The sequence below is a fragment of the Niveibacterium sp. COAC-50 genome (genome assembly GCF_013184235.1).
In the GTDB taxonomy this organism is placed as follows: domain Bacteria; phylum Pseudomonadota; class Gammaproteobacteria; order Burkholderiales; family Rhodocyclaceae; genus Niveibacterium; species Niveibacterium microcysteis.
The window spans coordinates 1,118,271-1,142,462 of the sequence record NZ_JABCJM010000002.1; the positions used below are offsets into that span (position 1 = coordinate 1,118,271).

21 protein-coding genes and 2 pseudogenes are annotated in these 24,192 nt (G+C 66.6%); 5 read left to right on the forward strand and 18 right to left on the reverse strand.

Annotation, left to right across the window (positions count from 1 at the left end):
• The first annotated feature begins 87 nt into the window (after positions 1-87).
• Entirely contained in the window at positions 88-1,722 is a 1,635-nt protein-coding gene (locus tag HH302_RS12595; RefSeq protein WP_172202498.1) for a methyl-accepting chemotaxis protein, read from the forward strand.
• Between the two features lie 41 nt (positions 1,723-1,763).
• On the opposite strand, the gene HH302_RS22745 is transcribed toward HH302_RS12595, so the two are convergent.
• From HH302_RS22745 to HH302_RS12610, 4 genes and pseudogenes are all read right to left on the reverse strand, one after another.
• Positions 1,764-2,144 (reverse strand): glutathione binding-like protein, encoded by a 381-nt coding sequence (locus tag HH302_RS22745; RefSeq protein WP_371814717.1) that lies wholly within the window; start codon positions 2,142-2,144, stop codon positions 1,764-1,766.
• An 84-nt stretch (positions 2,145-2,228) separates the two neighbouring features.
• Positions 2,229-2,453 (reverse strand): annotated as a pseudogene (locus tag HH302_RS22750) (glutathione S-transferase N-terminal domain-containing protein); the annotation flags it as partial.
• A gap of 38 nt (positions 2,454-2,491) precedes the next feature.
• The gene (locus HH302_RS12605) at positions 2,492-2,743 is read right to left on the reverse strand and encodes a hypothetical protein (protein ID WP_172202500.1); all 252 of its coding nucleotides are present in this window, start codon (positions 2,741-2,743) and stop codon (positions 2,492-2,494) included.
• A 20-nt stretch (positions 2,744-2,763) separates the two neighbouring features.
• Positions 2,764-3,102 (reverse strand): hypothetical protein, encoded by a 339-nt coding sequence (locus tag HH302_RS12610; protein WP_172202501.1) that lies wholly within the window; start codon positions 3,100-3,102, stop codon positions 2,764-2,766.
• Between the two features lie 166 nt (positions 3,103-3,268).
• On the opposite strand from HH302_RS12610, the gene HH302_RS12615 reads away from it, so the two are divergent.
• A complete protein-coding gene (locus HH302_RS12615; RefSeq protein WP_172202502.1) occupies positions 3,269-3,886 on the forward strand; it encodes an outer membrane beta-barrel protein in 618 nt (205 codons plus the stop codon).
• A 6-nt stretch (positions 3,887-3,892) separates the two neighbouring features.
• On the forward strand, positions 3,893-4,336 hold the full coding sequence (locus HH302_RS12620; protein ID WP_172202503.1) for a DUF1566 domain-containing protein: 444 nt from the start codon (positions 3,893-3,895) through the stop codon (positions 4,334-4,336).
• A 182-nt stretch (positions 4,337-4,518) separates the two neighbouring features.
• On the opposite strand, the gene HH302_RS12625 is transcribed toward HH302_RS12620, so the two are convergent.
• The 14 genes and pseudogenes from HH302_RS12625 to ilvA all read right to left on the reverse strand — a co-directional run.
• On the reverse strand, positions 4,519-5,409 hold the full coding sequence (locus tag HH302_RS12625) for a 3'-5' exoribonuclease (RefSeq protein ID WP_216661882.1): 891 nt from the start codon (positions 5,407-5,409) through the stop codon (positions 4,519-4,521).
• A gap of 127 nt (positions 5,410-5,536) precedes the next feature.
• Positions 5,537-5,965: a VOC family protein gene (locus HH302_RS12630; RefSeq protein ID WP_172202504.1), complete on the reverse strand. Its 429-nt coding sequence runs from the start codon at positions 5,963-5,965 to the stop codon at positions 5,537-5,539.
• A gap of 99 nt (positions 5,966-6,064) precedes the next feature.
• A complete protein-coding gene (locus HH302_RS12635) occupies positions 6,065-7,285 on the reverse strand; it encodes a hypothetical protein (protein WP_172202505.1) in 1,221 nt (406 codons plus the stop codon).
• Positions 7,282-8,031, reverse strand: a complete 750-nt coding sequence (locus HH302_RS12640; RefSeq protein WP_172202506.1) for an outer membrane lipoprotein-sorting protein — start codon at positions 8,029-8,031, stop codon at positions 7,282-7,284. The genes HH302_RS12635 and HH302_RS12640 overlap by 4 nt, the downstream gene beginning before the upstream one ends.
• Positions 8,024-9,253 (reverse strand): FtsX-like permease family protein, encoded by a 1,230-nt coding sequence (locus HH302_RS12645; protein WP_216661883.1) that lies wholly within the window; start codon positions 9,251-9,253, stop codon positions 8,024-8,026. The genes HH302_RS12640 and HH302_RS12645 overlap by 8 nt, the downstream gene beginning before the upstream one ends.
• On the reverse strand, positions 9,250-9,942 hold the full coding sequence (locus HH302_RS12650) for an ABC transporter ATP-binding protein (RefSeq protein ID WP_172202507.1): 693 nt from the start codon (positions 9,940-9,942) through the stop codon (positions 9,250-9,252). The genes HH302_RS12645 and HH302_RS12650 overlap by 4 nt, the downstream gene beginning before the upstream one ends.
• Positions 9,939-10,481, reverse strand: coding sequence for a hypothetical protein (locus HH302_RS12655; RefSeq protein ID WP_172202508.1), 543 nt, complete (start codon positions 10,479-10,481; stop codon positions 9,939-9,941). The genes HH302_RS12650 and HH302_RS12655 overlap by 4 nt, the downstream gene beginning before the upstream one ends.
• Positions 10,482-10,753: 272 nt before the next feature.
• Positions 10,754-11,437: a laminin B domain-containing protein gene (locus HH302_RS12660; protein ID WP_172202509.1), complete on the reverse strand. Its 684-nt coding sequence runs from the start codon at positions 11,435-11,437 to the stop codon at positions 10,754-10,756.
• 109 nt (positions 11,438-11,546) lie between these two features.
• On the reverse strand, positions 11,547-12,353 hold the full coding sequence (locus HH302_RS12665) for a glycoside hydrolase family 16 protein (RefSeq protein WP_172202510.1): 807 nt from the start codon (positions 12,351-12,353) through the stop codon (positions 11,547-11,549).
• A gap of 4 nt (positions 12,354-12,357) precedes the next feature.
• The gene (malF, locus tag HH302_RS12670) at positions 12,358-13,941 is read right to left on the reverse strand and encodes a maltose ABC transporter permease MalF (RefSeq protein ID WP_172202511.1); all 1,584 of its coding nucleotides are present in this window, start codon (positions 13,939-13,941) and stop codon (positions 12,358-12,360) included.
• Between the two features lie 4 nt (positions 13,942-13,945).
• Positions 13,946-14,863 carry an ABC transporter permease subunit gene (locus tag HH302_RS12675; RefSeq protein ID WP_172202512.1) on the reverse strand — a complete coding sequence of 306 codons (918 nt, stop codon included), beginning with the start codon at positions 14,861-14,863 and terminating at the stop codon, positions 13,946-13,948.
• 192 nt (positions 14,864-15,055) lie between these two features.
• Positions 15,056-15,496, reverse strand: coding sequence for a GNAT family N-acetyltransferase (locus HH302_RS12680; RefSeq protein ID WP_172202513.1), 441 nt, complete (start codon positions 15,494-15,496; stop codon positions 15,056-15,058).
• Positions 15,497-15,581: 85 nt separating this feature from the next.
• Positions 15,582-16,004 carry an ion channel gene (locus HH302_RS12685; RefSeq protein ID WP_172202514.1) on the reverse strand — a complete coding sequence of 141 codons (423 nt, stop codon included), beginning with the start codon at positions 16,002-16,004 and terminating at the stop codon, positions 15,582-15,584.
• Positions 16,005-16,009: 5 nt separating this feature from the next.
• Positions 16,010-17,524, reverse strand: a pseudogene (gene ilvA, locus HH302_RS12690) (threonine ammonia-lyase, biosynthetic); the annotation flags it as partial.
• Between the two features lie 105 nt (positions 17,525-17,629).
• Between ilvA and HH302_RS12695 the strand changes: the two are divergent.
• Positions 17,630-20,521: a bifunctional glycoside hydrolase 114/ polysaccharide deacetylase family protein gene (locus HH302_RS12695; protein ID WP_172202516.1), complete on the forward strand. Its 2,892-nt coding sequence runs from the start codon at positions 17,630-17,632 to the stop codon at positions 20,519-20,521.
• Complete coding sequence (locus tag HH302_RS12700; RefSeq protein WP_172202517.1) at positions 20,481-24,185, forward strand: tetratricopeptide repeat protein; 3,705 nt, start codon at positions 20,481-20,483, stop codon at positions 24,183-24,185. Before HH302_RS12695 ends, HH302_RS12700 begins: the two co-directional genes overlap by 41 nt.
• The last annotated feature ends 7 nt before the right edge of the window (positions 24,186-24,192 follow it).

The following is a 24,192-nucleotide window of genomic DNA, read 5'->3' on the forward strand; positions in this document are numbered from 1 at the left end:
CTCCAGCGGACAGTGCGCCGACCGTAATGCCCATCGTGAGTGCTTGCCCCCAACTCGGGCAGGCACGTACTTGACTGGGAAACAGCAATGCTCGACGCACTTAAACTCAAGACAAAGATTCTCGTCATGCTCGGCAGCGCCTGTGCTGCCGTGTTCCTGCTCTTGATCGCCTCGGCGATGGAGCAGCGCAGCACGATGATCGAGGGCCGCAAGGCGACGATTCGCGCCGTCGTGGAATCCGCCCACCATGTATTGGCGTTCTACGCGGCCAAGGAAGCGGAAGGTATGCCGCGAGAGGCTGCGCAAAAGGCGGCGCTGGAAGCGATTGCACTGATCCGCTACGGCGGCGATGACCACAAGACCGAGTACCTCTACGTCTATCAGATGGACGGGGTGAACGTCTATCACGTTCGCAAGGAGTTGATCGGTACAAACGTGGCGCAAACGCTGCGCGATGGTCGCGGGCGCTACCCTGTCCAGGACTTGATTGATGCCCTCAGTGGTCGCGCGGATGCATTCGTCGACTCGATGTTCCCCCGCAAGGCAGGGGCTGAGCCTGTTCCGAAGCTGCAGTACGTGATGCGGTTTGATGGCTGGAACTGGTTCGTCGGAACCGGCGCATGGATGGACGATGTAGAACGGCAGATGCGCGACGAGTTGATTGCCGGCGTGGCGTTGTTCGTCGCTGTCTTATGTGTGGTTGGCGGTATCGGATGGGCGGTCTCACGCAGTGTGCTGCGTCAGATTGGCGGCGAACCGGCGAGTGCCATCCAGGTCATGGCGCGAGCCGCTCAAGGTGATCTCACGGCAAGTGTCGGCAAAGCGGCGAGCGGAAGTGTCCTTGCTTCCTTTGACGTGGCGCGTACCGCGATCCGCGACGTGCTGGCGCAGATTCGCGGCGAGTCCGCACGTATGCGCGACGGCGCGTCGAACATCGCGGCGGTGTCGGGCGAGGTTGCGGAACTGGCGCAACAGCAGGTGGACGCCACGTCCAGCATGGCCGCCGCAGTCGAAGAGATGACGGTGAGCATCGGGCATATCTCGGATTCGGCTCATGACACGCAGACCTACTCGGCGGAGGCTGCGCGGCTGGCACAGGAAGGCCAGAACCAGGTGGAGCGCGCACGCGAAGGCATCCAGGCGCTATCCGGCACGGTGGCGAACGCGGCGACGCGGATCGAAGTGCTCGCACAACGTGCCGGCCAAATCGGCGGAATCGCGTCGGTGATCAAGGACATTGCAGGGCAGACCAATCTCCTCGCGCTTAACGCAGCGATCGAAGCCGCGCGTGCCGGGGAACAGGGGCGCGGTTTCGCCGTGGTTGCGGATGAGGTGCGCAAGCTCGCCGAACGTACCGCTGCGGCGACCGTTGAAATCGAGACGATGATCCAGTCGATCCAGAGCGAGACCGGTGCGGTGACCGATGTCATGCAGGCCGCGATGCCACAGGCCGACGAAGGCGTGCGGCTGGCGAGTGGTGCCGCTGAGGTGCTGCGTGCGATTCGCGACGGTGCGACCCACACGCTTGAGCGCATCCGTGACGTCGCCGACGCGACCCGTGAGCAGAGCGAGGCCTCGACCAGCATTGCTCAGCGGGTTGAAGAGATTGCGCGGATGATCGAGCAGACCAACGGCCGCATGCAGGACACCGCGGGCACCGCACGGATGCTGTCGGCCATTGCCGACGCGCTGGATGCGCAAGTGGCCTACTTCAAGACCTGACGCGAACTCGCGGTGGCTTCGGCGCTGGTGGCGCGTGGCGGCTAGTCCGTCAGCAACACCGGCCCGCCCTTGGCGAGTGCGCGTTGATAGGCGGGGCGGGCTGCGACTCGCTCCCGGAACGCCTTCAGCTTGGGATAGCGGTTGGCGTTGCCGGTTCGCGCGAGCGCGGCTTCGACCGGGAAACACATCTGAAAGTCCGCAATGCTCAGTTGTTCGCCGGCGAACCAGTGGTTCTTGGCGAGATGCGCTTCCATGAAGTCGAGCCCGGTGCGCAGGTTCGGGTCCACCAGTTTTTTCAGTACCTGATCGCAGATCGCGCGCGCGATGGGGCGTACGAAAAAGGGCATCGGCTGCGTCGGGATCTTCATGAACACCAGCTTCATGACCAGCCAGTTCATCAGCGAACCTTCTGCGTAGTGCATCCAGAAGCGGCACTGACGGTGCGCCTCCGAGCCCGGGGCAGGTTGTAGCTCGGCGAGGTCGCCGGCCTGCGCGGGCCCGTAGCACTCAGCCAGGTATTCAAGAATGGCGCCGGATTCGGCGATCGTCAGTTCGCCATCTGTGATGACCGGCGACTTGCCGAGCGGATGCACGGCCTTGAGTGCCGGCGGCGCGAGCCGGGTCTTCGGGTCGCGTTTGTACAGCACGAGTTCGTATGGCAGGCCAAGTTCTTCGAGCAGCCAGAGGATGCGCTGCGAGCGCGACATTTCAAGGTGATGTACGGTGATCATGTGCTTGGGCGCTCGCGTTTAGATGGTGTGGGTCGTGGCTACTTCTGATAGCACTGCGGGGTAACGGATCCCGTGGTGCAGGCGCTGTTGCGTGGATCGAGGTGGTAGCCGCGTTCGCTCATGCAGGCAGCGATGCGCTGTTCGCGTTCGGCGATATCCGTGGCCGAGCGGCCGGCGTTGTCTTTCTGCACGGCGAACTGGCAGTCCCACAGATCCGCGTCCGGGTTGCGCGCGCAAGCGCCGGCCGCTAGCGCGCAGAGGGCGGCGAAGATGCTGATCGGGCGTCGCATCGGTGCGCCAGTCCGTGTGCTCAGCGGCCCATGCGCCGTTCGTAGGCTTGCGAGAAACGATCCGGCAGTTGCGGGTCGTTCTTTGTTTCGCCCTTGCTGTCGAACTGCACTTTCACCGCGCCATCGGGCAGGCGCGTGACGGTCACCGTTACGTCGATCCCGTTCTTCGTGCCGCGGATCAGTCCGCTGTTTGGTTCTGCGTGCATGATCGTCACGCCGGCATCCTGCACGCCGCCCAACGCGGCATTCCAGGCGCGCTCGTACTTCGACGGCGCTGGCGGTGCCGGGTAGCTCACGCATGCGGCCGCGAGGCACAGTGTGGCGAGTATGGCGATCCAGGTGCGAAGGGCGAGGCGCATGGCGATGCTTCCTGTAGCGAAGAGGTCGCTGCATTCTAGGGCCGTGGGGCAAGGGGCGCGAGCGCTGGATTTGGGTTGGCGCAAGGCGGGCCCACTCGCGCTCGCCAGCAATGCGATTCACACGGCAGAATCCGGCTGCGGAATGGCCGCGCTGACAGGCAACATCATGAAGACCAGACTCTCCTGCATCCTGCCGCTGGCTATGCTCGCCCTGGCAGCCCCTGCTCATGCGACCGACAGTGCCATCACCGCGTATGGCGCGTTCCGAAGCGGCGGCGATTTCCAGAACGCCACCACCGGCGAGAACTTGAAAGTGGAAAGCTCCGGCACAGGTGCGATCGCGCTGGACTTGCCGTATGACGGCAGCCGGCAGCTGCAGCTCTTCCTGTCGCACCAGCGCTCCCAACTCGACTACACGCAAAGCGCAGCGCCGAAGACCACCGCGACGATGCCGCTGTCTGTCACCTACTTCCATCTTGGCGGCACCTACTTCTTCGAAGGCCCCGTTGGCAGCGGGCCCTATGTGGTCGGCGGTATCGGCGGCACGCTGCTGGCGCTGGACGGCGAGGGCTATGGCAACGAACTGCGGCCCTCGATGAACCTGGGCCTGGGCTACCAGTTCATGCTCGGCAAGCACGCCGCGCTGCGCCTTGAAGGCCGCTTCTATTCCACGCTGATCAACAGCAGTGGCGGCTTGTTTTGCTCAGGGGGCTGCATGCTGCAGATTCAGGGGGATCTCTTCTCGCAGGGCGAGGGCATGGTCGGGGTGTCGGTGCCGTTCTGATCTGTCGTGAGACACGGGAAGTGGTCGCTGCGCGGGGCGCTGTTCATCGCCTGCCTGGGTTTCGCCAACATCGCGTCACCTGAACGCTACGCCCAGCACGATGGCATCGTGACTGACCCGCGCAGCGGTTTGGCGTGGAGCCAGAGTGACAACGGCACCGAGATTTCCTGGCCCGATGCTGTGAACGAGTGTGCTGCGCGTGGCGATGGATGGCGGCTTCCGTCCATCGACGAACTCGAAGCGCTGTACGACCCTGCCGAGTCCGTCGCATGCGGCGGAAACTTCTGCCACGCCGCGTCAGTCTTCGTGCTCAGCGGTGGCTGGTTCTGGAGCCGGGAGGGTAGCGGCACGTCGCAGGCTTGGGGCTACAACCTCGACATCGGTCGGCGCGACCTGAGCGCGACGACGGGTGGCAGTTACGGCCGCGCGCTGTGCGTGAGGGGAGGGTGACGGTCGTTCGTGGCCTGCAGGTGTGCAGCGCGCAGGAAGGCGCCGATCGGTCGGGCGACGATGATTGTCGAAGCGCAAATAATGCTGAATCTGCACCCCGCAGGCGGCTGCGTGCTGCCGATTCAGGGGGATCTCTTCTCGCAGGGCGAGGGCATGCCCGGGCTGTCAGTGCCGTTCCGAGCTCACTTCAGCTCAGGCGCTCCTGACGACTGTGGACGTGAAGCGTCTAGCTGAGCCACCTGGTTGAGCCACCAGTCCAGATGTCGGTCTCGCCAGCGCGCCGAGGGCAGGCTGGCGAGTAGTGTGCGGATGTCCGAGACCGCAAGGTAGTCCTTTGGTGACATTGTCTGCGCGCGCTCCCACGCGAGCTGCCTGCAAACCTCGGCCTCCAGGTCGGCTGAGGCCCAAGGCAGCGCCTCGAATGCGGCCCGAAGCAAGCGCGCATCAAAAAGGGCGTGATGCAGTTTCAGGTCGCCCGCATTCTCCATTGCCGCGGCTGTTTGCTCGCGTTGAGCGCGGCATGCCGGGTGCGAGGCGTCGTCGGCAATATCGTCGGCTCTGAGTTTGGCGCTCACGCGTGGCCAAACGCCGGCCCACTGCAGCGCCTCTTCGAGCAGCCGCCAGTCGGTTTTGTAGTCATAGCAGAGGATCACAGGCGAAGCGGGCAGGCGATCGAGCCACTCGCCCAGGCGCGTGCCCAGATCGGCAAGGTTCGGAACCGACGCACCGGGCACCCGGCCAAACTGCGACAAGACGTGCGCGCGGACAAAAGCGTTCGATGCCGCCTCAAGCGCCGCACTGCTGATCTCGCAGTAGAACTCGCTCCCGTTCTGCGCTACGGCGCCGATCGACAGCAGTTGTCCGTCGCGCAGCTGGGTGAATTCGGTATCGAAGAAGACTCTGAATGCAGTTGCGCGGTCGTAGCCGGGGGCGCTCAGATGCAAGGGCGGGCAGTAGGGCGCCAACGCCGGCGCCAGGCTGCTGTCCGGGCCCAGAGGCGCTGGTTTTTGCCCCGAGAGCGCAGCTTCCTGCCGCCTAAGGGGGCCCAGCAGGCGGTCAAGCATCGAACGCATGATCGGGGCCTCGACTTATGCGGCCGGACCGCATGGGCATGCAAGCGGTGCGTCGTGGTGGCGGGCTGTGTTCATGGCGTGCAGTTTAACGTGGCGGCAGGGGCGCTCACGCTCCGTTACGGTGGCGTCAGCCGGTCGCGGAGTCGCAGCATGGGCCCTTGAGCTCGATGCGATTGCCGTCGGGGTCGTCCAAGTAAAGCGAGAGCCCGTCGCCCTCCGCACCGAAATTCATCTCGGCCGGGCCGTGCGGTGTGATGCCGTGGGCCGCCAGATGCGTGCGCAAGGCGGCCTCGTCGAACGGCTCCACCCGCAGGCACAGATGATCGACGTTGCGGCCTTCTGCCCCGGCTGCCGCGCCGCCAAGGCGCCCGAGTGGGCCGTCGAGGGCGACTAGATCGATCATCGACGCGCCCGCCCGCAGATGGAAGAGACCCAGGTCGTCGCGGCGCCGGACCAGGCGGCAGCCCAGAACGCCCTGGTAGAACGCCACCGCCTGCGCGGGGTCGCGGACACGCAGGACCACATGGTCGATGCGTTGCACAGTAAAGCCTGACATGTCGACGGTCTCCGGTGTGGCGCGGTTCCCGGGTCGATGCGGGTCCGGTCTGCGCCGGTGCAAGGGTAGCGCATGCCGCCACCTGCGCCGTATGGGGGCTCAGAACGGCAGCGTCGCCATCAGATATGCGTTGCCGCGATCCGGTAGTTGGCGGTAGAGCGAATCGGCGGGGCCAAGGTAGGTGCGCAGGCCGGCTTCGATGCGCAGGCGGTCGCCCTGCCAGGCGAGTGCCGCGCTCAGCACGCTGCCGCCGTCAGCAGGCGTGAGCAGCCAGTCGATCTCCGGTTGCCAGGTGTCACCGCCGTACGCGGCACGTAGCAGCAGGTTGGCGCACTGCAGGTTAACCTGGCCGAGTGCCTGGGCGTTCCACGCGAGATTGCCGGCGCGGGCGATTTCAGGCGCGTAGGTAAAGCCGCCGATCGCGGCGTTGCGTGCGCGCCAGGCGTCCCACTCGGACTCGGTGGGGGCGGTGCCGTCGTACCAGGCTTCGGCGAGCACCGAGATCTTGTTCTCACCGGTCCATTGCGCGCCGATCAGGGCTTGCCAGAAAGCCCCGCCCACCTCGTCGCGCCACGGCGACGCGGTGGCGAGCGGGATGGCCGAGGGCCAGGTTCCGACCAGGCGCGTCGCGCGCTGGCCCCAGCGGGCTGAACCGTGCACTTCGAGCGAATCGAGCGGCACCGCCGAGAAGCCGGCGCCGAGGCTCGCGCGCTCCTGCGCACCCCAACGGGCGAGCAGATGCAGGTCTGCCATCGACGTCTGTGCGAAGCCGCGCCAGGCGAGCGCCTGCTCGTCGCGCCGCAGGGCTTCGTCACTTTGGCCGGGGTTGGCGAAGACCAGGGTCGAGGCCAGGTGCGAGCTGAAGTGTTCCAGCATCACGACCGGCACGCCTTCAAGCTGCTGGTCGATCAGCGCGCGGCGATTCTCGCGCTGCACCACGTCGAGCGGGCGAAAGCCGAAGCCGACGTCCCAGCTCACCACCTTCTTTCCCAGAGTGAAGTGCAGCGGGCCGGCCTCGCCCTCCCAGAACAGCTCGTCGACGCGGCCGTCGCGGTCGACGCCACCCGGGTCGCAGCTTGCCGCCCAGGCCTGCCCGGCAAAGCCCACTTGCCCGACGCGGCCACGCAGCCGCACTTCGCCGGCGCCACAGTCCCGGCCTGCGCCGAGCATGTGCGCGGCGGGCGCGAGCGACGAATCCGGGTTGGCGCTGCGTGCCTCGGCCTGCGCCCGCAGTGTCCAGTCCAGCGTGGTCTCCGGCCAGTCGGCGGCGCTCACGCCACCGCTCAGCAAAGCAGCGGACAAGGCGAACAAGAGCTTCATGGCGTGACCGTGTTGCGCGTCAGGTACATCGGGTTGAACCACGCTTCCGGCGCTTCGTACGCGGTGCGGCTGCGGTAATGCAGCACGGTACGGCGATTGGTGAGGATCTCGTCGTCGATGGTCATGCTGGTCACCTGCGGCTTGCCGGACACCGTGCCGACTTCGAAGCTCGCGCGCTTCGCGAGTTTTTCGGACACGACGAACAGATCGGCCTTCAGCGGTTGCGCGGTCTTCGTGTCGACCCAAAGCTCGATACGCGCGTAGGTCACCGACGCCTGCTTTGCCTTCAGCGTGAGATGGGTGCAGGCGCCGCTGTCGCACTTCTCGGCTTCGGCCTGCGCCGGCGTGTAGTCCTCGGACCACGACAGCGTCGCCACGTCGCCGGCCGCCGCATCGCCGATCAGCTTCTGCGTCGGCGTGATGCGGATCGGGCGCTGGCTGCCGGGCAGGATCATCCAGAAGTCGTCGGCCTTCATCAGCACCTTCTGGCCCTTCTCGGCCGGCGATTGCATCAGCACCAGCGACTCGCGGCCGGGGCGCAGGAAGACGAGGTAGTCGCGTTCCTTCTCCAGCGCGCCGTTCTTCATCACCTCGATGCGGGTTTCCACCTTCATGTTGTCGGCCGACAAGCGCCAGGCATCGGCGCGCTTGAGCAGGGCCTCTGGCGATTCGGCGTATGCCGCGCTGGCGCAAAGGGCCACTGCGCCCAGTGCCAGACCGCGTTGGATGAGGTTCAGATCAAACATGGCCCAGTGCCTCCACAATCGGCTTCTTCACTGCGATGCGTGCGACCACCGCGGCCGAGATCATCGCCAGCACGCTGACGGCTGCGAGCGTGATCAACGCAAGCTCGGGCGAGAAGGTGATGAACAACGGATAACCGACCGAGCGCCCCGGCGGTGGTGGCATCTGCAGGCCGGCGAACATCAGCGCGATGGTGACGCCGCCCGCGACCAGCGCGCCCAGCAACCCCCCCGCTGCGCCGAGTGCTGCACCTTCGATCGCGAAGGCCCGTACGAGCTGCCACGGCGAGGTGCCCATTGCCCGCAAGGTGCCGATCTCGCGTGTGCGCTCAACGATTGCCATCGCCATCGCACCGGCCACGACCCCTACGACGATCAGCCCGATAACGAGGCCGAGCCCGCCGAAAATGCGGTCGTACAAGCCGCGCACCGCTTTGTAGAAGAAAGCCTCCTCTTCCCAGGTGCGCATTGCGAGCGGCGCGATCTGCGGCGTGAGCTTGGCGCGCAGGGTGGCGGTCTGTTCCATATCGGCGAGATACACGCCGACGCTGCTGACCTTATCGGTTGCGAGCAGGCCTTGCGCGGTCGCGAGGCTGGTCAGCACGAGACGCTTGTCGATGTCCGGCACGCCGCTGCTGACCACACCGCGTACCTTCACATCCACCGCATTGAGTGCGCCGGCGGTGGTCGAGCCGAGCAACGTCAGTGCGCTGCCGGGGCCAGCCTTGAGGCTCTTCGCGAGATCTGCGCCAATCAGCACATCCGGCCCCTTGGCGGCATCCTCGTTGAGCAGCTTGCCCGCCTTCAGCTGCAGGAAGGGGCCGCGCACCGAGAACTCGGCCTGCGGGTCGACGCCGCTGCCGATCATCACAACCGACTTGTCGCCGTTGCTGATGAGGCCAGAGAAGTGCAGCCGCGGCAGCACGTAGCGCACTTCACGATGCGCCAGCAGGGTGTCGCGCAGTTGATCGAAGTGTTCGATGCCGAACTGCATCGGCGTGTCTTCCTCGCGATCGAAGAAATCCTTCGTGGCGACGATCAGGTGGCCGGTGTCTCGCGCGGCGGCTTGCTGCAAGGATTCATAGGTGTAGAGCGCGAAGCCGCCGCCGACCAGAATCGCCGCGCTGCCGAGCGCGGTGAGGGTGACGGTGGCGAGCGAACGGCGCCGGTTGCGCAGCGTGTTGCGCAGCGCGAAGCGGATCCAGCGGATGAGCGATGTGGTCATTGCAGCACTCCGTCACGCAGCGCGAGCACACGGTCGCAATGCGCGGTGAGGCGGTCGTCATGGGTAGCGATCAGGCAGGCGGTGCCGGCTTCGTGGCACAGCGCGCGGATCACCGCGATCACCTCGTCCGCGGTGTGCGAATCGAGGTTGGCGGTCGGCTCGTCGGCGATCAACAAACGCGGCTGCTTGACCAGCGCGCGTGCAATCGCCACACGTTGGCGCTGGCCGCCGGATAGTTCGTCGGGCCGGTGCTTGGCGCGGTCGGCCAGTCCGACACGTTCGAGCATCGCGGCGACGCGCTCGCGCGCCTCGCGCCGCGCTACCCCGTCAAGGAATAGCGGGTATTCGACGTTCTCCGCCACCGTCATCACCGGCACCAGGTTGAAGCTCTGGAACACAAAGCCAATGGCGTTGCGGCGCAACTGCGTGCGGCGCGCTTCGTTGAGCTGCGTGGTGGCCGTGCCAGCGAGGGCGTAGTCGCCGGTATCGGCGGTGTCGATCAACCCGGCGATGTGCAGCAGGGTGCTCTTGCCGCTACCGGAGGGGCCGGTGAGCGCGACCATCTCGCCGCTGCTCACATCGAGGTCCGCCGCATGCAGCGCGGGGACCTGCACTTCACCGAGCCGGTAGGCCTTGCTCACACCACGCATGGCGACCACCGGGGTGCTGTCGCGCAGGGCGGTGTTCATTGCTTGGCCTGCGCGGTGAGTTTGAGCACGGCGTTGCGATAGCGCTCCGGCATCGTCGCGAAGCCCGGCTGGTTGGCCAGTTCATGCGCGAGTTTGGCGCCGGCCTCGGCGCGGTTGAAGAAGCCGGGCAGGCCGAGGAAGGTGCTCGCGGCGGTGACCTTGACCTCGTTGGCAATCGAGACGCCGCCGGCCGGTGCCTGGGCATGTTCGGGCTTGAGCAGGGCGAGTGCGCGGTCAAGGTCGGCGATGCCGGCCTCGGCGAACTTCATCTTCTTCCACGGGAAAGTCGCGTCGCGCCCCTGCATCGATTCGGCGGAGCCGAGATAGGCAAGCAGCAGCGGGTTACCCGGTTCGGCGGCGACGAGCTTGGCGAACTTCTCGGCGGCCTCGGCTGCAGCCCCCGATTCACCGGCGTTGGCGCGCTGGAAGTCTGCCTGTGCGGCCTGCCAGGCGCTGGCGTCGTACGCATGAGCCTGTGGCATGGCGAGGCAGCCGACGAACGTGAAGGCGACGAGAATCGAGCGAAGCGGGGTCTTCATGGCGCATCTCCTGGGGTGTGAGGGAATGGCGCCAGTGTCGTGAGCCGCCGCGCCGCGCGCAGCACGCGAGCGACGAATCGACAGTGAAGGGGGGCGAAATGCGGCTGTGCTGCGCGAGTCGCGGTGTCAGCGCATGCGCTGCGGTGGCACAAGCGCGACGCGACGTCGCCGTAGGAATCCGCGTGCGCCGCGACCTACGGCGAAATGCCGCGCGCGCCTGACCGTGGTGGCCAGCAGGCGGACGCGGTCGCCACCGTGTCCGCCCGGCCGCCCTAGCCGCGCCGCCGGCGCAGCGCCAGCACCCCGAGCCCGGTCAGCAGCATCAGTGCGGCGGTGGGTTCCGGTACGGCGCTGATCTGCACCTTGTCCAGCGCGGTCGTCTCGACGATGCCGTTGATGGTTTCGCCGCGCACGTAAAGCGCGGAGACCTTGCCGAGTGCAGCGGCGAAGGCGGTGTCCGACACCGCCGGGCCGCCGAGGCCGCCAATGGTCCAGCCCGCGGCACGCAGCGTGACCTGCTCGGTGCTCCAGTCCGCACCCGGGTTGGCCGGCCCACGCCAGACGTAGGACTGGCCGCCCGAGACGATCACGACGTCAGGGTCGTCCCGCCATTGCACCGAGCCCTCCGGCGCAGTGACCTTGCGTGCGAAGCCGAGCGTGCCGCCGAGGTAGGCCGAGAGGTCGCCGTTGAAGGCGCTGGATGCGGCGAAGTAGAACGACCCGCTCGACGGGTCGGCGAAATCGATGTAACCGCCGGGTGCGCCGCCGGCGGCGTGCCAGTTCGCCGCGAAAATCGTTGATGGCGTGACGTAGTCGGTGCTGCAACAACCGAAGTCGACGACGCTCCAGCCTTCCGCGCCGGAGTCGAAATGCGCGGCTGGGGCGGCGATTGACAGGATCGGGGCGGCGGCGACCAGCGCGACGAAGGCGCGGCGCATCGCTGTGGCAAGGGGCATGGCTCTCTCCGTTGGTGTTGTGGGCGACAGGACGTCGCGCAACGGAGTATGTCGCCGGCATGGTGCCGACGGCAAGGCGATTCATGTAAACGTCATGTATCCGAATCGGCTATTCGGCTCGCCGCCACGCGCGCACGTAGTCGATCGCGAACTCGGTCGGGTAGTCGGGCGCGGCGTCCGGTCGGTCGTCCGTCGGCGGCAGTTCGTAGAGGTTCAGCATCAACTGCATCGGGTACGCGGGTGACTGCGACGTGCGATGAATCAGCTGGTTGTCGAGATAGAACGCGACGCCTTCCGGAGACCAATCCACGGCGTAGAGGTGGAACTCGGTGGCGTCGATCGGGAATTCGCGCTCGAAGAACTCGTCGCGAATCGTCGGGTCCCCGAAGGGGTGCAGGCCGAAGCCGAGCGTCGCACGCTCGCTGCCCGCATTCCAGCCTTTCAGCTCGAAGGGGCAGATTTCGGCGGAGCGTTCCGGCGTGTCTTCGAAGCCGATCATCCAGAAGCCGAACACGTTGCGCAGCCCGCGCCCGCCGCGGCAGCGGATCTCGATGTAGCCGTACTGCGGGCAGAACAGCTGCTGCGGCGTTTGTTCTTCGCGCACCCGGCAATCGGCGGAGAAGCGGTGCTGGCCTTGCGCGCTGCCGAGCAGCCCGGCATGCACGCCGGTCTGCAGATTGCTGACCTTCACGCCGCCGTTGAATTCGGGGCACCACGGCTGCTGGTCTGCAGTGATTTGAAGCACCAGCTGGCTGTCTGCGATGCGGTAGTTCGGCCGCGAGCGCGCGCGCGAACTCCATTGCGGCAGGTAGAGCGGTAGCCAATGCGTGGTGTTCAGCGTGGCGGCGTCGAAGTCGTCGCTGAAGACGAGTTCGTAGCCGGGTTTGTCGAGTGGGTTGCGCGGGGTGTCGGCCATGGGGTCAGTCGATGCGTCCGGTATTTCGGGTAAGCCGCAGGCTCGCGAGGGCGAGCAAGGCGACAATCAGGAACAGCAGCACGGAGATCGCCGCAGCGAGTCCGAAGTTGCTGCCCCCGGTGAAGGCCATTCGAAACGCCGCAGAGGCGAGCAGATCGGTCATGCCGATCGGATCGCGCGTATCGAGGTACGAGGGGTCGCCGCCGGTCAGGTAGCTAATGAGTCCTGCGTTGTTGAACGTGCTCGCGAAGCTGGCAACCAGCACCGGCAGGATCGGCCGCGCAATCAGCGGCAGCGTGATGTGCGTGAAGTTCGTCAGTGGCCCGGCACCGGCGAGCGCCGAGGCTTCGTACAGCTCGGCGGGGATCGCTCGGATCAGGCCCAGGCACAGCATCATCATGTAGGGGAAGTAGAGCCATACGCTGACGATCACGACCATCGTGCGGGCGAGCATCGGCGACTGGAACCACTCGGGCCGGATGCCGAACACGGCGTCCAGCACGGCATTCACTTCGCCGGTGTTGGTGAAGAACATCATCTTCACGATCAACACCGCAATCATCATCGGCACCGCGCTGGGCAGGTAGAACAGCAGCTTGTAGGTTTCGCGCCAGCGCAGTTCCTGCCAGCTCAATACCGTCGCGATTGCGAGGCCCGCCGCGAAGGACAGCAGCACAGTCAGTGCGCTGTAGGCGAGGGTCCAGCCGAATACCTTCAGGAAAGGCTCGCTCATGCCCTCATCGGCCAACAGTTTCATGAATTGCGCCGCGCCCACGGAAACGGTGAAACCCGGTGCCACTTTCTCGCCCCTCGCGGTTTCGTAGTAGCCGCTGACGTGGTTGGGGCGCAGTACCGTGTGGTCCTGCTGGTTGATCAGCGCGCCGTCGGCACGCCGTATGTACAGCGGTTTGCTGGTGTCGAAGCTGCGCAGCGATGACATCTGCGCCACGCTGCCGTCGGGCAGTTGCAGCACCAGGGCCTTGAGCACCGCCACGCTGCGCACCAGCGTTGCGGTGTCGGCTTGCGCATCGAGCGGGGCGTCGACGACCTGCTTCATGGCCAGCGGTTTGCCGGCCTTGCCCGGCGTAAAGGCCTCGCTGAGGAAGACCTCGCCGGCTTCGCTCTCCAGGCGCGCGCGGTAGCGTTTGCCATCCGGCAGCAGCGCGAACGCGTATCGTTGCGCGCCCTCCGGCATGTACCGCGTCGTCAGCAGGTACTCGGTCGCACGGCTGAAGGTCAGCAAGTTTTGTGATGAATAGTTCGACGTACTGAGCGACACGGTGTAGCCGATCGGCAGCAGCACGAACAGCAGCGCCGCGAGCAGGCCCGGAAAGAGGAATCGCCATGCACTGCTGCGCGCCTGCAGATACACGAAGCATCCGGCGCAGACCGTCACCAGCACGATTACGCCAAACAGCCACTGGCCGCTGACGTAGAGCTTAAGCACCACGGCCAGCCCGACGAGCAGCGCTGCGATGCCGATGGCGCGTGGCCCCCAAAGCGCGGCATGCGCCCGCCAACGCGAATGCCTGACCCGTGTGCGTGGGGCCGGTGCGGCGGTGAGTACTGCCTGTGATGCGTTGTTCATCGCATCATCCCTTCACCGAGCCGGCGGTCGATTGATCCATCCAGCGTTGTGCGAAGACGAATACGACCACGCCCGGTAGCGACGCGAGCAGGGCCGCGGCCGCGAATTCATGCAGCGCGACGGCGCTGCCATTGCCGGCACTGCCCGCAGCGATCGTGAAGCGGTTGAGCCCGATCGGCAGCGTCGCGGTGTCCGATCCGGTCAGCAGCGCGGCACTCAGTATCGGCTCGTACATCAAGCTGGTGACCAGCAACAGCACCATCACCACGATCATCGGGCGCGCCAGTGGCAGCGCGATCGCGCGAAACGTTTGCCAATCCGTCGCGCCATCAATGCGCGCGGCCTCTTCGATCTCCAGCGGCAACTGTTCGAAGTAGCCCTTGAAGGCCCATACCATGCCCAAGGTGGCCTGCCCCGTCAGCGCCAATACCAGGCCACCATGCGTGTCGACACCGATGACCGGAAAGGTGTCGCCGATGCGGTCGAAGATGCTCCAGTACGCCACCGCGAGCAAAAAGCCGGGGAAGAAGTGGCTCATGTAGAGCAGCTTGTCGAGCGACGCACGACCACCGAAGCGCAAGCGTGCAAAGGCGTAGGCGGTGGTCAGCGCGAGGGATGTGGCGATCGCGGTCGTGATCACCGCGACTTTCACCGAGTTCCACATCCACAGCCAGAACTCGACCCGCGCCGCCAAGCGGCCGCCGTACTCATCCAGTTGATCACGCCATCCGAGCACCATCAGCAAATGATCGGCCGTGAACTGCGGCCACCAGTGCTGGCCGTCGGCCGCGCTGGCATGCGCCGTGACGGCCTGCCACAACATGTTCGCGAACGGGTACAGGATCAGGGCCAGCGCGAGCCAGATCCCCACATGCGCCACGCGCCTGCGCCAAACCACTTCCCGCCCGACCACCATGCCCATGTGCACCCGCCCTCAGTTCAGAACCCCGCCGCGGGCTGGCCCCGAGGCGGCGTCATTCTAGTGGCCGCCACGGGGCGCTGCATTGATGGTTTCTGCGCTCGACGGATACGAAGGCGGAATGACGCCGGCACAACCGCGGTGGATTGCGACGCGGTCGCGTTTGGCGGAGTGCGGTGATGGGCTACCGCTGGCTCAGTGCCCCAGCAGCTTGCCCATCGTCACCAGCGGCATCTCGCTGAATCCGAGCTTGGCGAAAAAACTATGCGCGGGGGCGTCGAGGCCGGTTTGCAGGTTGATCGAGCTGATGCCTTCTTCCAGCAGGTCGGCGCACATTGCGTCGATCAGGCGGCGGCCGACGCCTTCGCGCTGTCGGTTGCGGGCGACGCAGAGTTCGCGCAGCGAGAAGAACCAGCCGTCGTTCCAGCGTTCGCGTGCGCCGAGCGCGAAGCCCAGCGGCTGATCCTGCTCCCAGATTGCGAAGCCACGCGAATGCGGATTGGCGGCGAGGGCTTCCAGCCGCTCGATGGCGGTCTCGAGCGTCCAGCCGTCTTGCCACGGCGGAGCGTTGAACACCTCGACGAAGATCGCGGCGAGCCGCGGGATGTCGGCAGGCGTGATGGGGCGGGTCTGCATGGTGGCGGCCTGTACCGGCGTGGCCGGCAGTGTTGGGGGGAGCGTCGAGTATCGGCGGCTCAGGCGGATGGCTGCCTGATTCGCATCAATGCTCGGTGCCCTGGATCACCCGCAGGGCGCTGACCAGCACACCAACCGCGATACCCAAGGTGAGGTTGCCGCAGATTGCTTCGAGTGGGCCGAGGATGCGCCACGGCGCCTGCATCACGATGTCGCCATAGCCGAGCGTCGCGAAGTTCACCGCGGAGTGGTAGACCGCGGTTTCCATGTCGTCGAACTGGTGCAGGGCGCGGAAGATGCCGGCCCAGATCGCGATCTGGATGAAGAAGGTCAGCAGCAACGAGAAGCTCACCGCCGACAGCGTCTTGATCGCGCCGCTCAGACGTTTGCGAGCCAGCCAGCGGGTGCCGGGGCCATTGACCATGCGGACAATCAGCACCCCGGCAGCGATCTGGATCGCAAAGTTCGACACGAAGCCGCCGCCGGCGACAAGCAGGAGTTTGAACATGGCGCTTAGCCCAGGAACATCTTGTAGGCGGGGTTGCTGGTTTCGTCGACGTACTCGTAGCCGAGCTTGTCGAGGAAGGCCGAGAACTCCGCGTCGTCCTGTGGCGGTACCTGGATGCCGACCAGTACGCGGCCGTAATCCGCGCCGTGGTTACGGTAGTGGAACAGCGAGATGTTCCAGTCCGAACGCATGTGGTTCAGGAAGGTCATCAGCGCGCCCGGCCGCTCCGGGAAGATGAAGCGCAGCACGCGTTCGTGATCCGCGGCCGGCGCGTGGCCGCCAACCATGTGGCGCACATGCAGCTTGGCCATCTCGTCGTCGGTCAGATCAAGCGTGTCGAGATCGTGGCGGCGAAGGGTTTCGACGAGCTTCAGGGATTCGGCGCGCGAATGCACCTGCACCCCGACGAAGACGTGCGCGGTATCGCTGTCGCCGTAGCGGTAGTTGAATTCGGTGATGTTGCGGTTGCCGAGCAGGGTGCAGAACTTGCGGAAGCTGCCGGCCTTCTCGGGAATTGTCACCGCCAGCACGGCTTCACGCTGCTCGCCGATCTCGGCGCGCTCGGCGACGAAGCGCAGGCGGTCGAAATTGGTGTTGGCGCCTGATGCCACCGCCACTAGCGTCTTGTCGCGCAGCTTGTGCTGCGCGGCGTAAGCCTTGGCGCCGGCGATCGCGAGCGCGCCGGAGGGTTCCAGGATCGAGCGGGTGTCTTCGAACACATCCTTGATCGCCGCGCAGATCGCGTCGGTGTCGACCAGGATCACCTCGTCGACCAGATCCTTGCAGAGGCGGAAGGTCTCTTCGCCAACCAGCTTCACCGCGGTGCCGTCAGCGAAGAGGCCGACGTGGTCGAGCCGGACCCGCTCACCGGCAGCCAAAGAGCGCGCCATCGCGTCGGCATCATAGGTTTCGACGCCGATGATCTTCGTCTCCGGACGCAGGCGCTTGATGTAGGCCGCTACGCCGGCGATCAGCCCGCCGCCGCCGATCGCGCAGAACACCGCGTGGATCGGCTTCGGGTGCTGACGCAGGATCTCCATGCCGATCGTGCCCTGGCCGGCGATCACGTCCGGATCGTCGAACGGATGCACGAAGGTCAGCTTCTCCGCTTGCTCCAGCTCTTTCGCGTGGCCGTAGGCTTCGTCGTACGAGGTGCCGTGCAGCACCACCTCACCGCCGCGCGCGCGCACTGCATCGACCTTGATCGCCGGTGTCGTGGCCGGCATCACGATTACGGCGCGGATGCCCATCTTGGCGGCCGACAACGCAACGCCCTGCGCGTGGTTGCCCGCCGAAGCGCAGATCACGCCGCGCTCACGCGCCTTGGCCGAAAGCTTCGCAATCTTGTTGTAGGCGCCGCGAATCTTGAACGAAAACACCGGTTGCATGTCTTCGCGCTTGAGCAGCACACGGTTGTGTGCGCGGGCCGAAATGTTCGGCGCATGCTCGAGCGGCGTTTCGATGGCGACGTCGTAGACGTTGGCGTTCAGGATGCGTTCAAGATAGTCGGTCTGCATGGTGGATTCTGAGGATGTGCGCCCGTCGGGGGGTGACGGAACTGGTCAGGGTAGCAGGCGCTGCTGCAGTGCGCAAAGCCCGCGCCGTGGCCGACAGCCTTGCAAACAATGGCCAAATCAGTGGTCATCGGCCGCGGCGCGGCGCCAGGGCTCGCTATACTCGGCAAAGGGCTCGCCAACGCGCGTGGCGTCTGGGTGCGGGCCGGGAGCGTGATGAAGGTGCTGATCGGCAAGCGGTTCTGGGGACTCGTGCTCGCGGCATTGCTGTCGCAGCCGGTGCTCGCCCTCTCGTCGATCGCGTTTCACTACGGCGCCGATGCGCCACTCGATGAACTCAAGGCCTTCGACGTTGCCGTGGTCGATCCGGATCATGGCTTTGACCCGGTCGCCTACCGCGGCGCGGATGGCGCGCGCAGCGGCAGCGAGCTTTTCGCCTATGTCAGCGTCGGTGAAGTGCAGCCCTCGCGTGCGTTCGCGAAAGATATCCCCGCCAGCTGGCAGCTTGGCACCAACACGACCTGGGCTTCGATCCTGATCGATCAGCGCGCCGCGGGCTGGCCGACCTTCTTTGCCGATCGCATCGTTGCGCCGCTGTGGGCGAAGGGCTGGCGGGGCTTCTTCCTCGACACGATGGATTCCTACCAGCTCGGCGGCCCGCAGGCGGACCCGGTTGCCCAGCAGCGCGGCATCGTGAGCCTGATCCACACCCTGCGCAGCCGCTTTCCGGGTATCCGGTTGATCGCCAATCGCGGTTTCGAGCTGTTGCCGCAGATTGCAGGTGATCTGGAGGGCGTGGCGGCGGAGTCGCTGTTCCGCGGCTATGCGCACGACACGCGAAGCTACCGTGAGGTGGCGGAAGCCGACCGCGCCTGGCTGGGCGAGCAGTTGCGCGCGGTTCGCGACCGCTGGAAGCTCGCGGCGATCGCAATCGACTACGTTGCGCCAGCGGATCGCGAACTGGCGCGCGACACCGCGCGGCGAATCCGCGCCGCCGGCTTCATTCCCTGGGTGGCCGACGGTGCGTTGAGCACGCTCGGCATCAGTACGGTCGAAGTGATGCCGCGGCACATCGCGGTGATGATCGACGGGCGTGAGGCGCCCGCCTTGCACTACCGCTCGGCCCATCGTTTCGCCGAGATGCCGCTGAACTACTTTGGTTACGTCGCGGACTACTTCGATGTGAGCAAGCCGTTGCCGGTGCTGGACCGCGCGCGCTACGCCGGCATCGTCAGCTGGTTTGGCGGCCAGCTCGCGCCCGAGCTGCAGGCGCGCTATCGCAAGTGGCTGCTCGATCAGATCGCCGCAGGGTTGCGTATCGCCGTGTTTGAAGCGCCGGGGTTTGCCGCCGATGCGGCCTTTGCTCGCGCGACCGGCCTGCTCCGCTCGCCGCCGCCAGTCGGCCAGCTCACGCTGGAGCGCCGGCATGAGGCGATCGGTTTCGAGATTGAGCCGCCGATGAACCGGCGCCGGTTGGTCGGTGTTCGCATTGACGACAGCGTCGGCGAGCCCTGGGCGCGTCTGCGCGACGAGCAGGGGCACCGCTACGATGCGGTGGCGATCACGCGCTGGGGTGGGTTTGCGCTGGGTAGCTATGCGGTGGTCGAGATTTCGACCTCGCTGGAAGCTTCGCGCTGGGTCGTCGATCCCTTCCGCTTTCTCAAGGCCGCGCTCGCGCTGCCCGATCTGCCGATGCCGGAAACCAGCAGCGACGCGGGCCGGCGCATGCTGTTCGCGCATGTCGACGGCGACGGCTTTCCGTCGCGCGCAGAGTTCGCCGGCAGCCCCTACGCTGCACAGGTGATGCTCGACGAACTCGTGACCCGCTACCCGATACCGCACGCGCTGAGCGTGATCGAGGCCGAGGTTGCGCCGGACGGGCTTTACCCGAAGGAGAGCGCAGCGCTGGAGGCCATCGCGCGGCGCGGCTTCGCGCTGCCGAACGTCGAAATCGCGACCCACACCTACAGCCACCCGTTCAAGTGGCGCAAGGTGGAAGCGGGCGATGCAAGCACCGATGACGACGCGGACTATCACCTGGAGGTGCCGGGCTATACCCCTTCGCTCGCACGCGAGATCACCGCGTCGGCCGAGTACATCCGCAAGCGCCTCGCGCCGCCAGGCAAGCCCGTCGGCATCCTGCTGTGGTCGGGTGACGCGGTGCCCAGCGTTGCGGCGCTCGACGAGGCAGCGTCGGCAGGCCTGTTGAACATGAATGGCGGTAGCACGCGTGTTACTGCCGCAAACCCGACGATGACCGAGGTCTCAGCGCTCGGTGTGCGGCTCGCAGGGCGCTTTCAGGTTTACGCGCCGGTGATGAACGAGAACGTCTACACCAACCTTTGGCGTGGTCCGTTCTACGGTTTTCGCCGCGTCGTCGAAACCTTCCGCATGACCGGCGAGCCTCGCCGGATCAAGCCGATCGACATTTACTACCACACCTATGCAGCGAGCAAGCCGGCCTCGCTGCGTTCCTTGCGCGAGGCCTACGACTGGGCGATGACGCAGACGACACGGCCGGTGTTTCCATCCGAATTCATCCGAATCGCGACGGACTTCAACCGCGTTGCGCTGGCACGCGATGTCACCGATGGCAGCTACCTGTTGCGTGGGCTTGGGGTGCTGCGGTCGCTGCGCGCGCCGGCGACGCTTGGTGAGCCGAACCTGGCCGTCAGCAAAGGGCTTGCAGGTTGGGCTGAGGGCCCGGACGGGCGCTACCTGATCCTCGCCGATAGCCAGGCGCACATTACCTTCGGTGGCGGGCACAACGGCCCGCGCCTGGCCGGTGCGAATGGCGGCGTCAGCGCGCTCGAAACGACGCCCGCCAGCGTGCGCTTTGCGCTGCACGGCCATGGCCCGCTCGAGTTCGACCTCGCCGGCGCCGAGGCGTGTCGCGTCAGCACGGCGCGGCGCACCCTGACCCCGCGCCAGGTTGGCACCTACCAACGCTTCCACCTCGACGATGCTGCGGCAACGATCGACCTTAGCTGTCGCGCGCCATAAGCGCCCGCACCTGCTGCCGCGCGGCGTACTGCCGCTGTTCGTGCTGCTGGTACTGGTCGCGCTGACGCTGATGTATCCCTACTCCGCGCTGCTCGACCGCATCCTGCGCGATACCCGCGGTGACGAGCTCACGGTCAGCTACCTCAACGCGATGCTGCGCACGGACCCCGCCAATCCCGAGTTGCGCCTGCGGCTTGCGCGGCAATGGCTCAGCCGCAACGATTTTGCCGCTGCCCGCCGGGTGCTGATGCCGTTGCTGGCAGACGACGTGCCGCGGCGCATTGAGGCACGCATGCTGCTGTGGGAAGTGGCCGAGCAGGAGTGGCGCCGGCTTGCGACGGACGACACCCGGCGCGATGCGGTGCGACGCGCACTGCTGCAGGAACTGCATGAGCTCGCACGCCTGCCAGTGACCGAAATGGATCGTTTCGAGCTGGCCCGCCGTGCGCTGGAGTTGGGCGACCGCGCCCTGGCGCTGACGATCTACCGCAACAGCGCAAGCGGCGCGTTGCCGGCGGCGTGGTTCGTCGAGCTGTCGCGCAGCTACCTCGCTGCGGGCGAATACGAAGCCGCGGCCGAAGTGCTGATGGTCGCGCGCCGGCGTGAAGCGCGGCCGCTGGCGGCGCGGCAGCTCTATTTCGATGCGGTCGACGTGATGCGTCAGAGTGGCCGCACGGCCGATGCGCTGGCGCTGGCGGAGCGCGAGTTGCGCGGTCTCGCCAGCGACCCGGAAGTGCTCGAATACCTCACGCGGCTGGCGCTCGCGGCCGGGCGGCCCGATATCGCGTCGAAGTACGCGCGGCAGATGCTGCGGCTCTCGCTGTTGCAGCAGATCGAGCGCGAGGAGTGGGCTCGCCTATGGGGCGATGTGGCGTTGCGCCGCGTTGTCGACGATGGCGAAACGCCCGGGAATGACGGCGCGAAAGGCGAACCGCGTCTGCCCTTCGACGACCGTCGTTACACCCTTGGCTACGAAGTCTTCCTCGCGAATCGCGAACTCGACGAAGCGTGGCGCGTCGCGGCGTCGGCGGTGCGGCAGGCGCCGGGCAACGCGGCGTGGCGGCTGCGTTTGGCGCAAGTGTCCGAATGGTCTGGCCGCCCACAGGAGGCGCTGCGCCACTGGCGCTGGCTTGCCGAACACGGCATGCAGGGCGAAGCTACCGATGCGCTGCTGCGCCTCGCCCCCGGCCTGTTCGACGACGAGGCGTTGATCATCGGCTTGCGTCAGCGCGTTGCGGAGCGGCCGGGCGACGACCGCGTGCTGGGCGCCCTGGTGGATGCCTACGAACGCATCGGCGATCCGGAAGCCGCCATCGCCTATCTGCGCGAGATCGCGCGCCGCCGTCCTGAGCGAGCCGTGCTGCAGGCACTGGCCGACATTGCCGAGCGCGCGGCCGATCTCCCGCTCGCAATCGCAACCCTGCGCGAGATGGATGCGCGATTCGGCGCCGACGTGGCGCGCGCCTTCAAACGCTCGGGTTTTCATCTGCTGCGCGGCGAGTTGCGCTTTGCCTATGAGGCGCTCGACTTTGCACGCGATCAGGCGCTGCCGAGCGATGTGACCTACTGGCGCCGCCTTGGCAACATCGCGCAGATGCTGCAACGCGACGACACCGCCGAAGCAGCCTATGCCCGCCTGATCAACGGCGGCACCGCGTCGGCCAACGATTACGACGTGCTGATCGATCTGCTGGCGGCCGAAGAGCCGGCACGCGCGGCGGATCTTGCGGTGCAGGCGTGGCGCCACTTTCCTGCGCCCGATCGATTGCTGAGGGCGCTTGATCTCTACGCCGCGGCCGGTGCCTGGAGCAGCTTCGGGCGCCTGCTCGGCGAACTGGACGCCGCGGCGCTGGCCAGCGCGCAGGCCGATCCGCGCTTCCTGCGCCTGCGCGCGCGCTATTTGCGCGAAACAGGCAAGGGCGCTGCGGCGCTGGCCGATCTGCGCCAGTTGCTGGTGCTCACGCCGCAAGATGCCGAAGCCCGAGAGGCCTACCTGTGGCAGTTGATCGACCGGCGCGATACGACCACGCTGCGGCGCGTGCTGGCGCGGAACGAGACGGTGTGGGCGCGCGATCCGGCCTTGCACGACGTGTTGGCCGCAGCATGGATGGCCTTGTCCTTGCCGCGCGTGGCGCTCGACCGCTATCTCTCGCCGCGGGTGGCCGCGCATCGCGGCGACTTCCTGTGGATGATGAATCTCGCCGATGCCTACGAACAGGACCAGCAGACCGATCGCGCGTGGCGGCTGCGTGCGGCGGCGTGGCGCAACCGGCGGACAAGTTCGGAGAATGCAGAGGCGGTGCCCGATGCGGCGCGCCGCGTCGCCTGGGTGCGTCTCGCCAATGCGCTGCGTCCGGGCGATCCGGCTCTTGCGGCGCTGCGCAGCTTGCTGCGGCTCGACCGCGACGCGGGCGCACCGCTCGACGCAGCCAGTCGCGAACTGGTGCTGGCCTGGTACCAGGATCAGGCCCTGCCCGAAGCGGTGCGCGGCTACCTGTGGTCGGCCTATGCGCGGCACGAGCAGTTGCCGCTGTGGGCGGACATGGCCGCCGCGATCAACGAAGGCGACATGACGCGCGCAGCCGCGCTGCAGGACCGCTGGGGTGGCGCTGCGGCACGCTACGATCAGATCACTGTCGCGCGCAATCGCGGTGATGACGCACTTGCGGCGACGGTAGCCTTTGAGGTGCAGAGCCTGCAACGCGATGATGAGGCCTTGCAGCTGCAGTTGGCTGAAGTACTGCCGACACAGGCCAGCCGGGTCGACGCCGACATCAGTGCAGCGGACTATGGCCGATTCGGTGAGGGCGGCAACTGGCGCGAGCATCAGGCTACGCTTGCGGTGGCAATGCAGCTGACGCCGGCCTTGCGCATCAGCGCCTCGATCGGGGAGACGCTGCGCAGCGTGCCGGACGCCGGCTTCGCGGTGCCCGATACCCGCGTGGGCACCCTCGGGCTTGCCTGGCGTACGAATGACGGAAGCCTGCGGTTCGAGGCCGGCAGCCATGCCGCCGCCGAGCGCTGGACCGGGCTGCGAGCGGAGCAGAACGTTCGTGTCTTCGCCAATGCCGACGTAGGCTGGAAGCTCGCATGGCGCGATCCGGCAACCGAAACGCTGGCGCTGCGCGCCTTGGGCTGGCGTGACCTGGCGGCGGTCGAGGCAGGGTGGGCCATTGATGCGCGCGATCGGGTATCGGTGCAGTTCGAGTGGTCGCGCTACGCGACTCAGGCGGCGCAGACCCTGGGCTACGGCCGGCTGCTGTCGCTCAACTACAGCCATGCGTTCCGCCAGCAGTCGCGTGATCTCTACGGCGAGGCCTTCGTGAGCCGTTACCGGACGAGCAGCTCCGGCGTGCCGCCAAGCGGGCCTGCGGCCGAGGTGCCGATCGCCTCGCTGTTACCGCAGGGCTATGATCTGGTGGGCTTGCGCTTGCGCAGCGACACGAAATTCGCGACCGACTACAGTCGCAGCTGGCGGCCATACGGCAGCCTTGGCATGACCTGGAACAGTACTGCGGGGCTCGGTTTTGATGCCTCGGCCGGGCTGGCGGGCAGTGTCTTCGGTGCTGACCACGCTGCGATCGACTTCCGGCGCGAGCAGGGGCAGACCGCGAGCATCTCCTCGACCACGGTGTTCGGCATGCGTTACTGGATTGATTTCTGATGGGGGC

Excerpts from the sequence above, each read along its gene's own strand:
- HH302_RS12595 (WP_172202498.1), top strand. The coding sequence starts at position 88 with ATGCTCGACGCACTTAAACTCAAGACAAAGATTCTCGTCATGCTCGGC.
- HH302_RS22745 (WP_371814717.1), bottom strand. The coding sequence starts at position 2,144 with ATGCACTACGCAGAAGGTTCGCTGATGAACTGGCTGGTCATGAAGCTG.
- HH302_RS12605 (WP_172202500.1), bottom strand. The coding sequence starts at position 2,743 with ATGCGACGCCCGATCAGCATCTTCGCCGCCCTCTGCGCGCTAGCGGCC.
- HH302_RS12610 (WP_172202501.1), bottom strand. The coding sequence starts at position 3,102 with ATGCGCCTCGCCCTTCGCACCTGGATCGCCATACTCGCCACACTGTGC.
- HH302_RS12615 (WP_172202502.1), top strand. The coding sequence starts at position 3,269 with ATGAAGACCAGACTCTCCTGCATCCTGCCGCTGGCTATGCTCGCCCTG.
- HH302_RS12625 (WP_216661882.1), bottom strand. The coding sequence starts at position 5,409 with ATGCGTTCGATGCTTGACCGCCTGCTGGGCCCCCTTAGGCGGCAGGAA.
- HH302_RS12630 (WP_172202504.1), bottom strand. The coding sequence starts at position 5,965 with ATGTCAGGCTTTACTGTGCAACGCATCGACCATGTGGTCCTGCGTGTC.
- HH302_RS12635 (WP_172202505.1), bottom strand. The coding sequence starts at position 7,285 with ATGAAGCTCTTGTTCGCCTTGTCCGCTGCTTTGCTGAGCGGTGGCGTG.
- HH302_RS12640 (WP_172202506.1), bottom strand. The coding sequence starts at position 8,031 with ATGTTTGATCTGAACCTCATCCAACGCGGTCTGGCACTGGGCGCAGTG.
- HH302_RS12645 (WP_216661883.1), bottom strand. The coding sequence starts at position 9,253 with ATGACCACATCGCTCATCCGCTGGATCCGCTTCGCGCTGCGCAACACG.
- HH302_RS12650 (WP_172202507.1), bottom strand. The coding sequence starts at position 9,942 with ATGAACACCGCCCTGCGCGACAGCACCCCGGTGGTCGCCATGCGTGGT.
- HH302_RS12655 (WP_172202508.1), bottom strand. The coding sequence starts at position 10,481 with ATGAAGACCCCGCTTCGCTCGATTCTCGTCGCCTTCACGTTCGTCGGC.
- HH302_RS12660 (WP_172202509.1), bottom strand. The coding sequence starts at position 11,437 with ATGCCCCTTGCCACAGCGATGCGCCGCGCCTTCGTCGCGCTGGTCGCC.
- HH302_RS12665 (WP_172202510.1), bottom strand. The coding sequence starts at position 12,353 with ATGGCCGACACCCCGCGCAACCCACTCGACAAACCCGGCTACGAACTC.
- malF (WP_172202511.1), bottom strand. The coding sequence starts at position 13,941 with ATGAACAACGCATCACAGGCAGTACTCACCGCCGCACCGGCCCCACGC.
- HH302_RS12675 (WP_172202512.1), bottom strand. The coding sequence starts at position 14,863 with ATGGGCATGGTGGTCGGGCGGGAAGTGGTTTGGCGCAGGCGCGTGGCG.
- HH302_RS12680 (WP_172202513.1), bottom strand. The coding sequence starts at position 15,496 with ATGCAGACCCGCCCCATCACGCCTGCCGACATCCCGCGGCTCGCCGCG.
- HH302_RS12685 (WP_172202514.1), bottom strand. The coding sequence starts at position 16,004 with ATGTTCAAACTCCTGCTTGTCGCCGGCGGCGGCTTCGTGTCGAACTTT.
- HH302_RS12695 (WP_172202516.1), top strand. The coding sequence starts at position 17,630 with ATGGCCAAATCAGTGGTCATCGGCCGCGGCGCGGCGCCAGGGCTCGCT.
- HH302_RS12700 (WP_172202517.1), top strand. The coding sequence starts at position 20,481 with ATGCTGCGGCAACGATCGACCTTAGCTGTCGCGCGCCATAAGCGCCCG.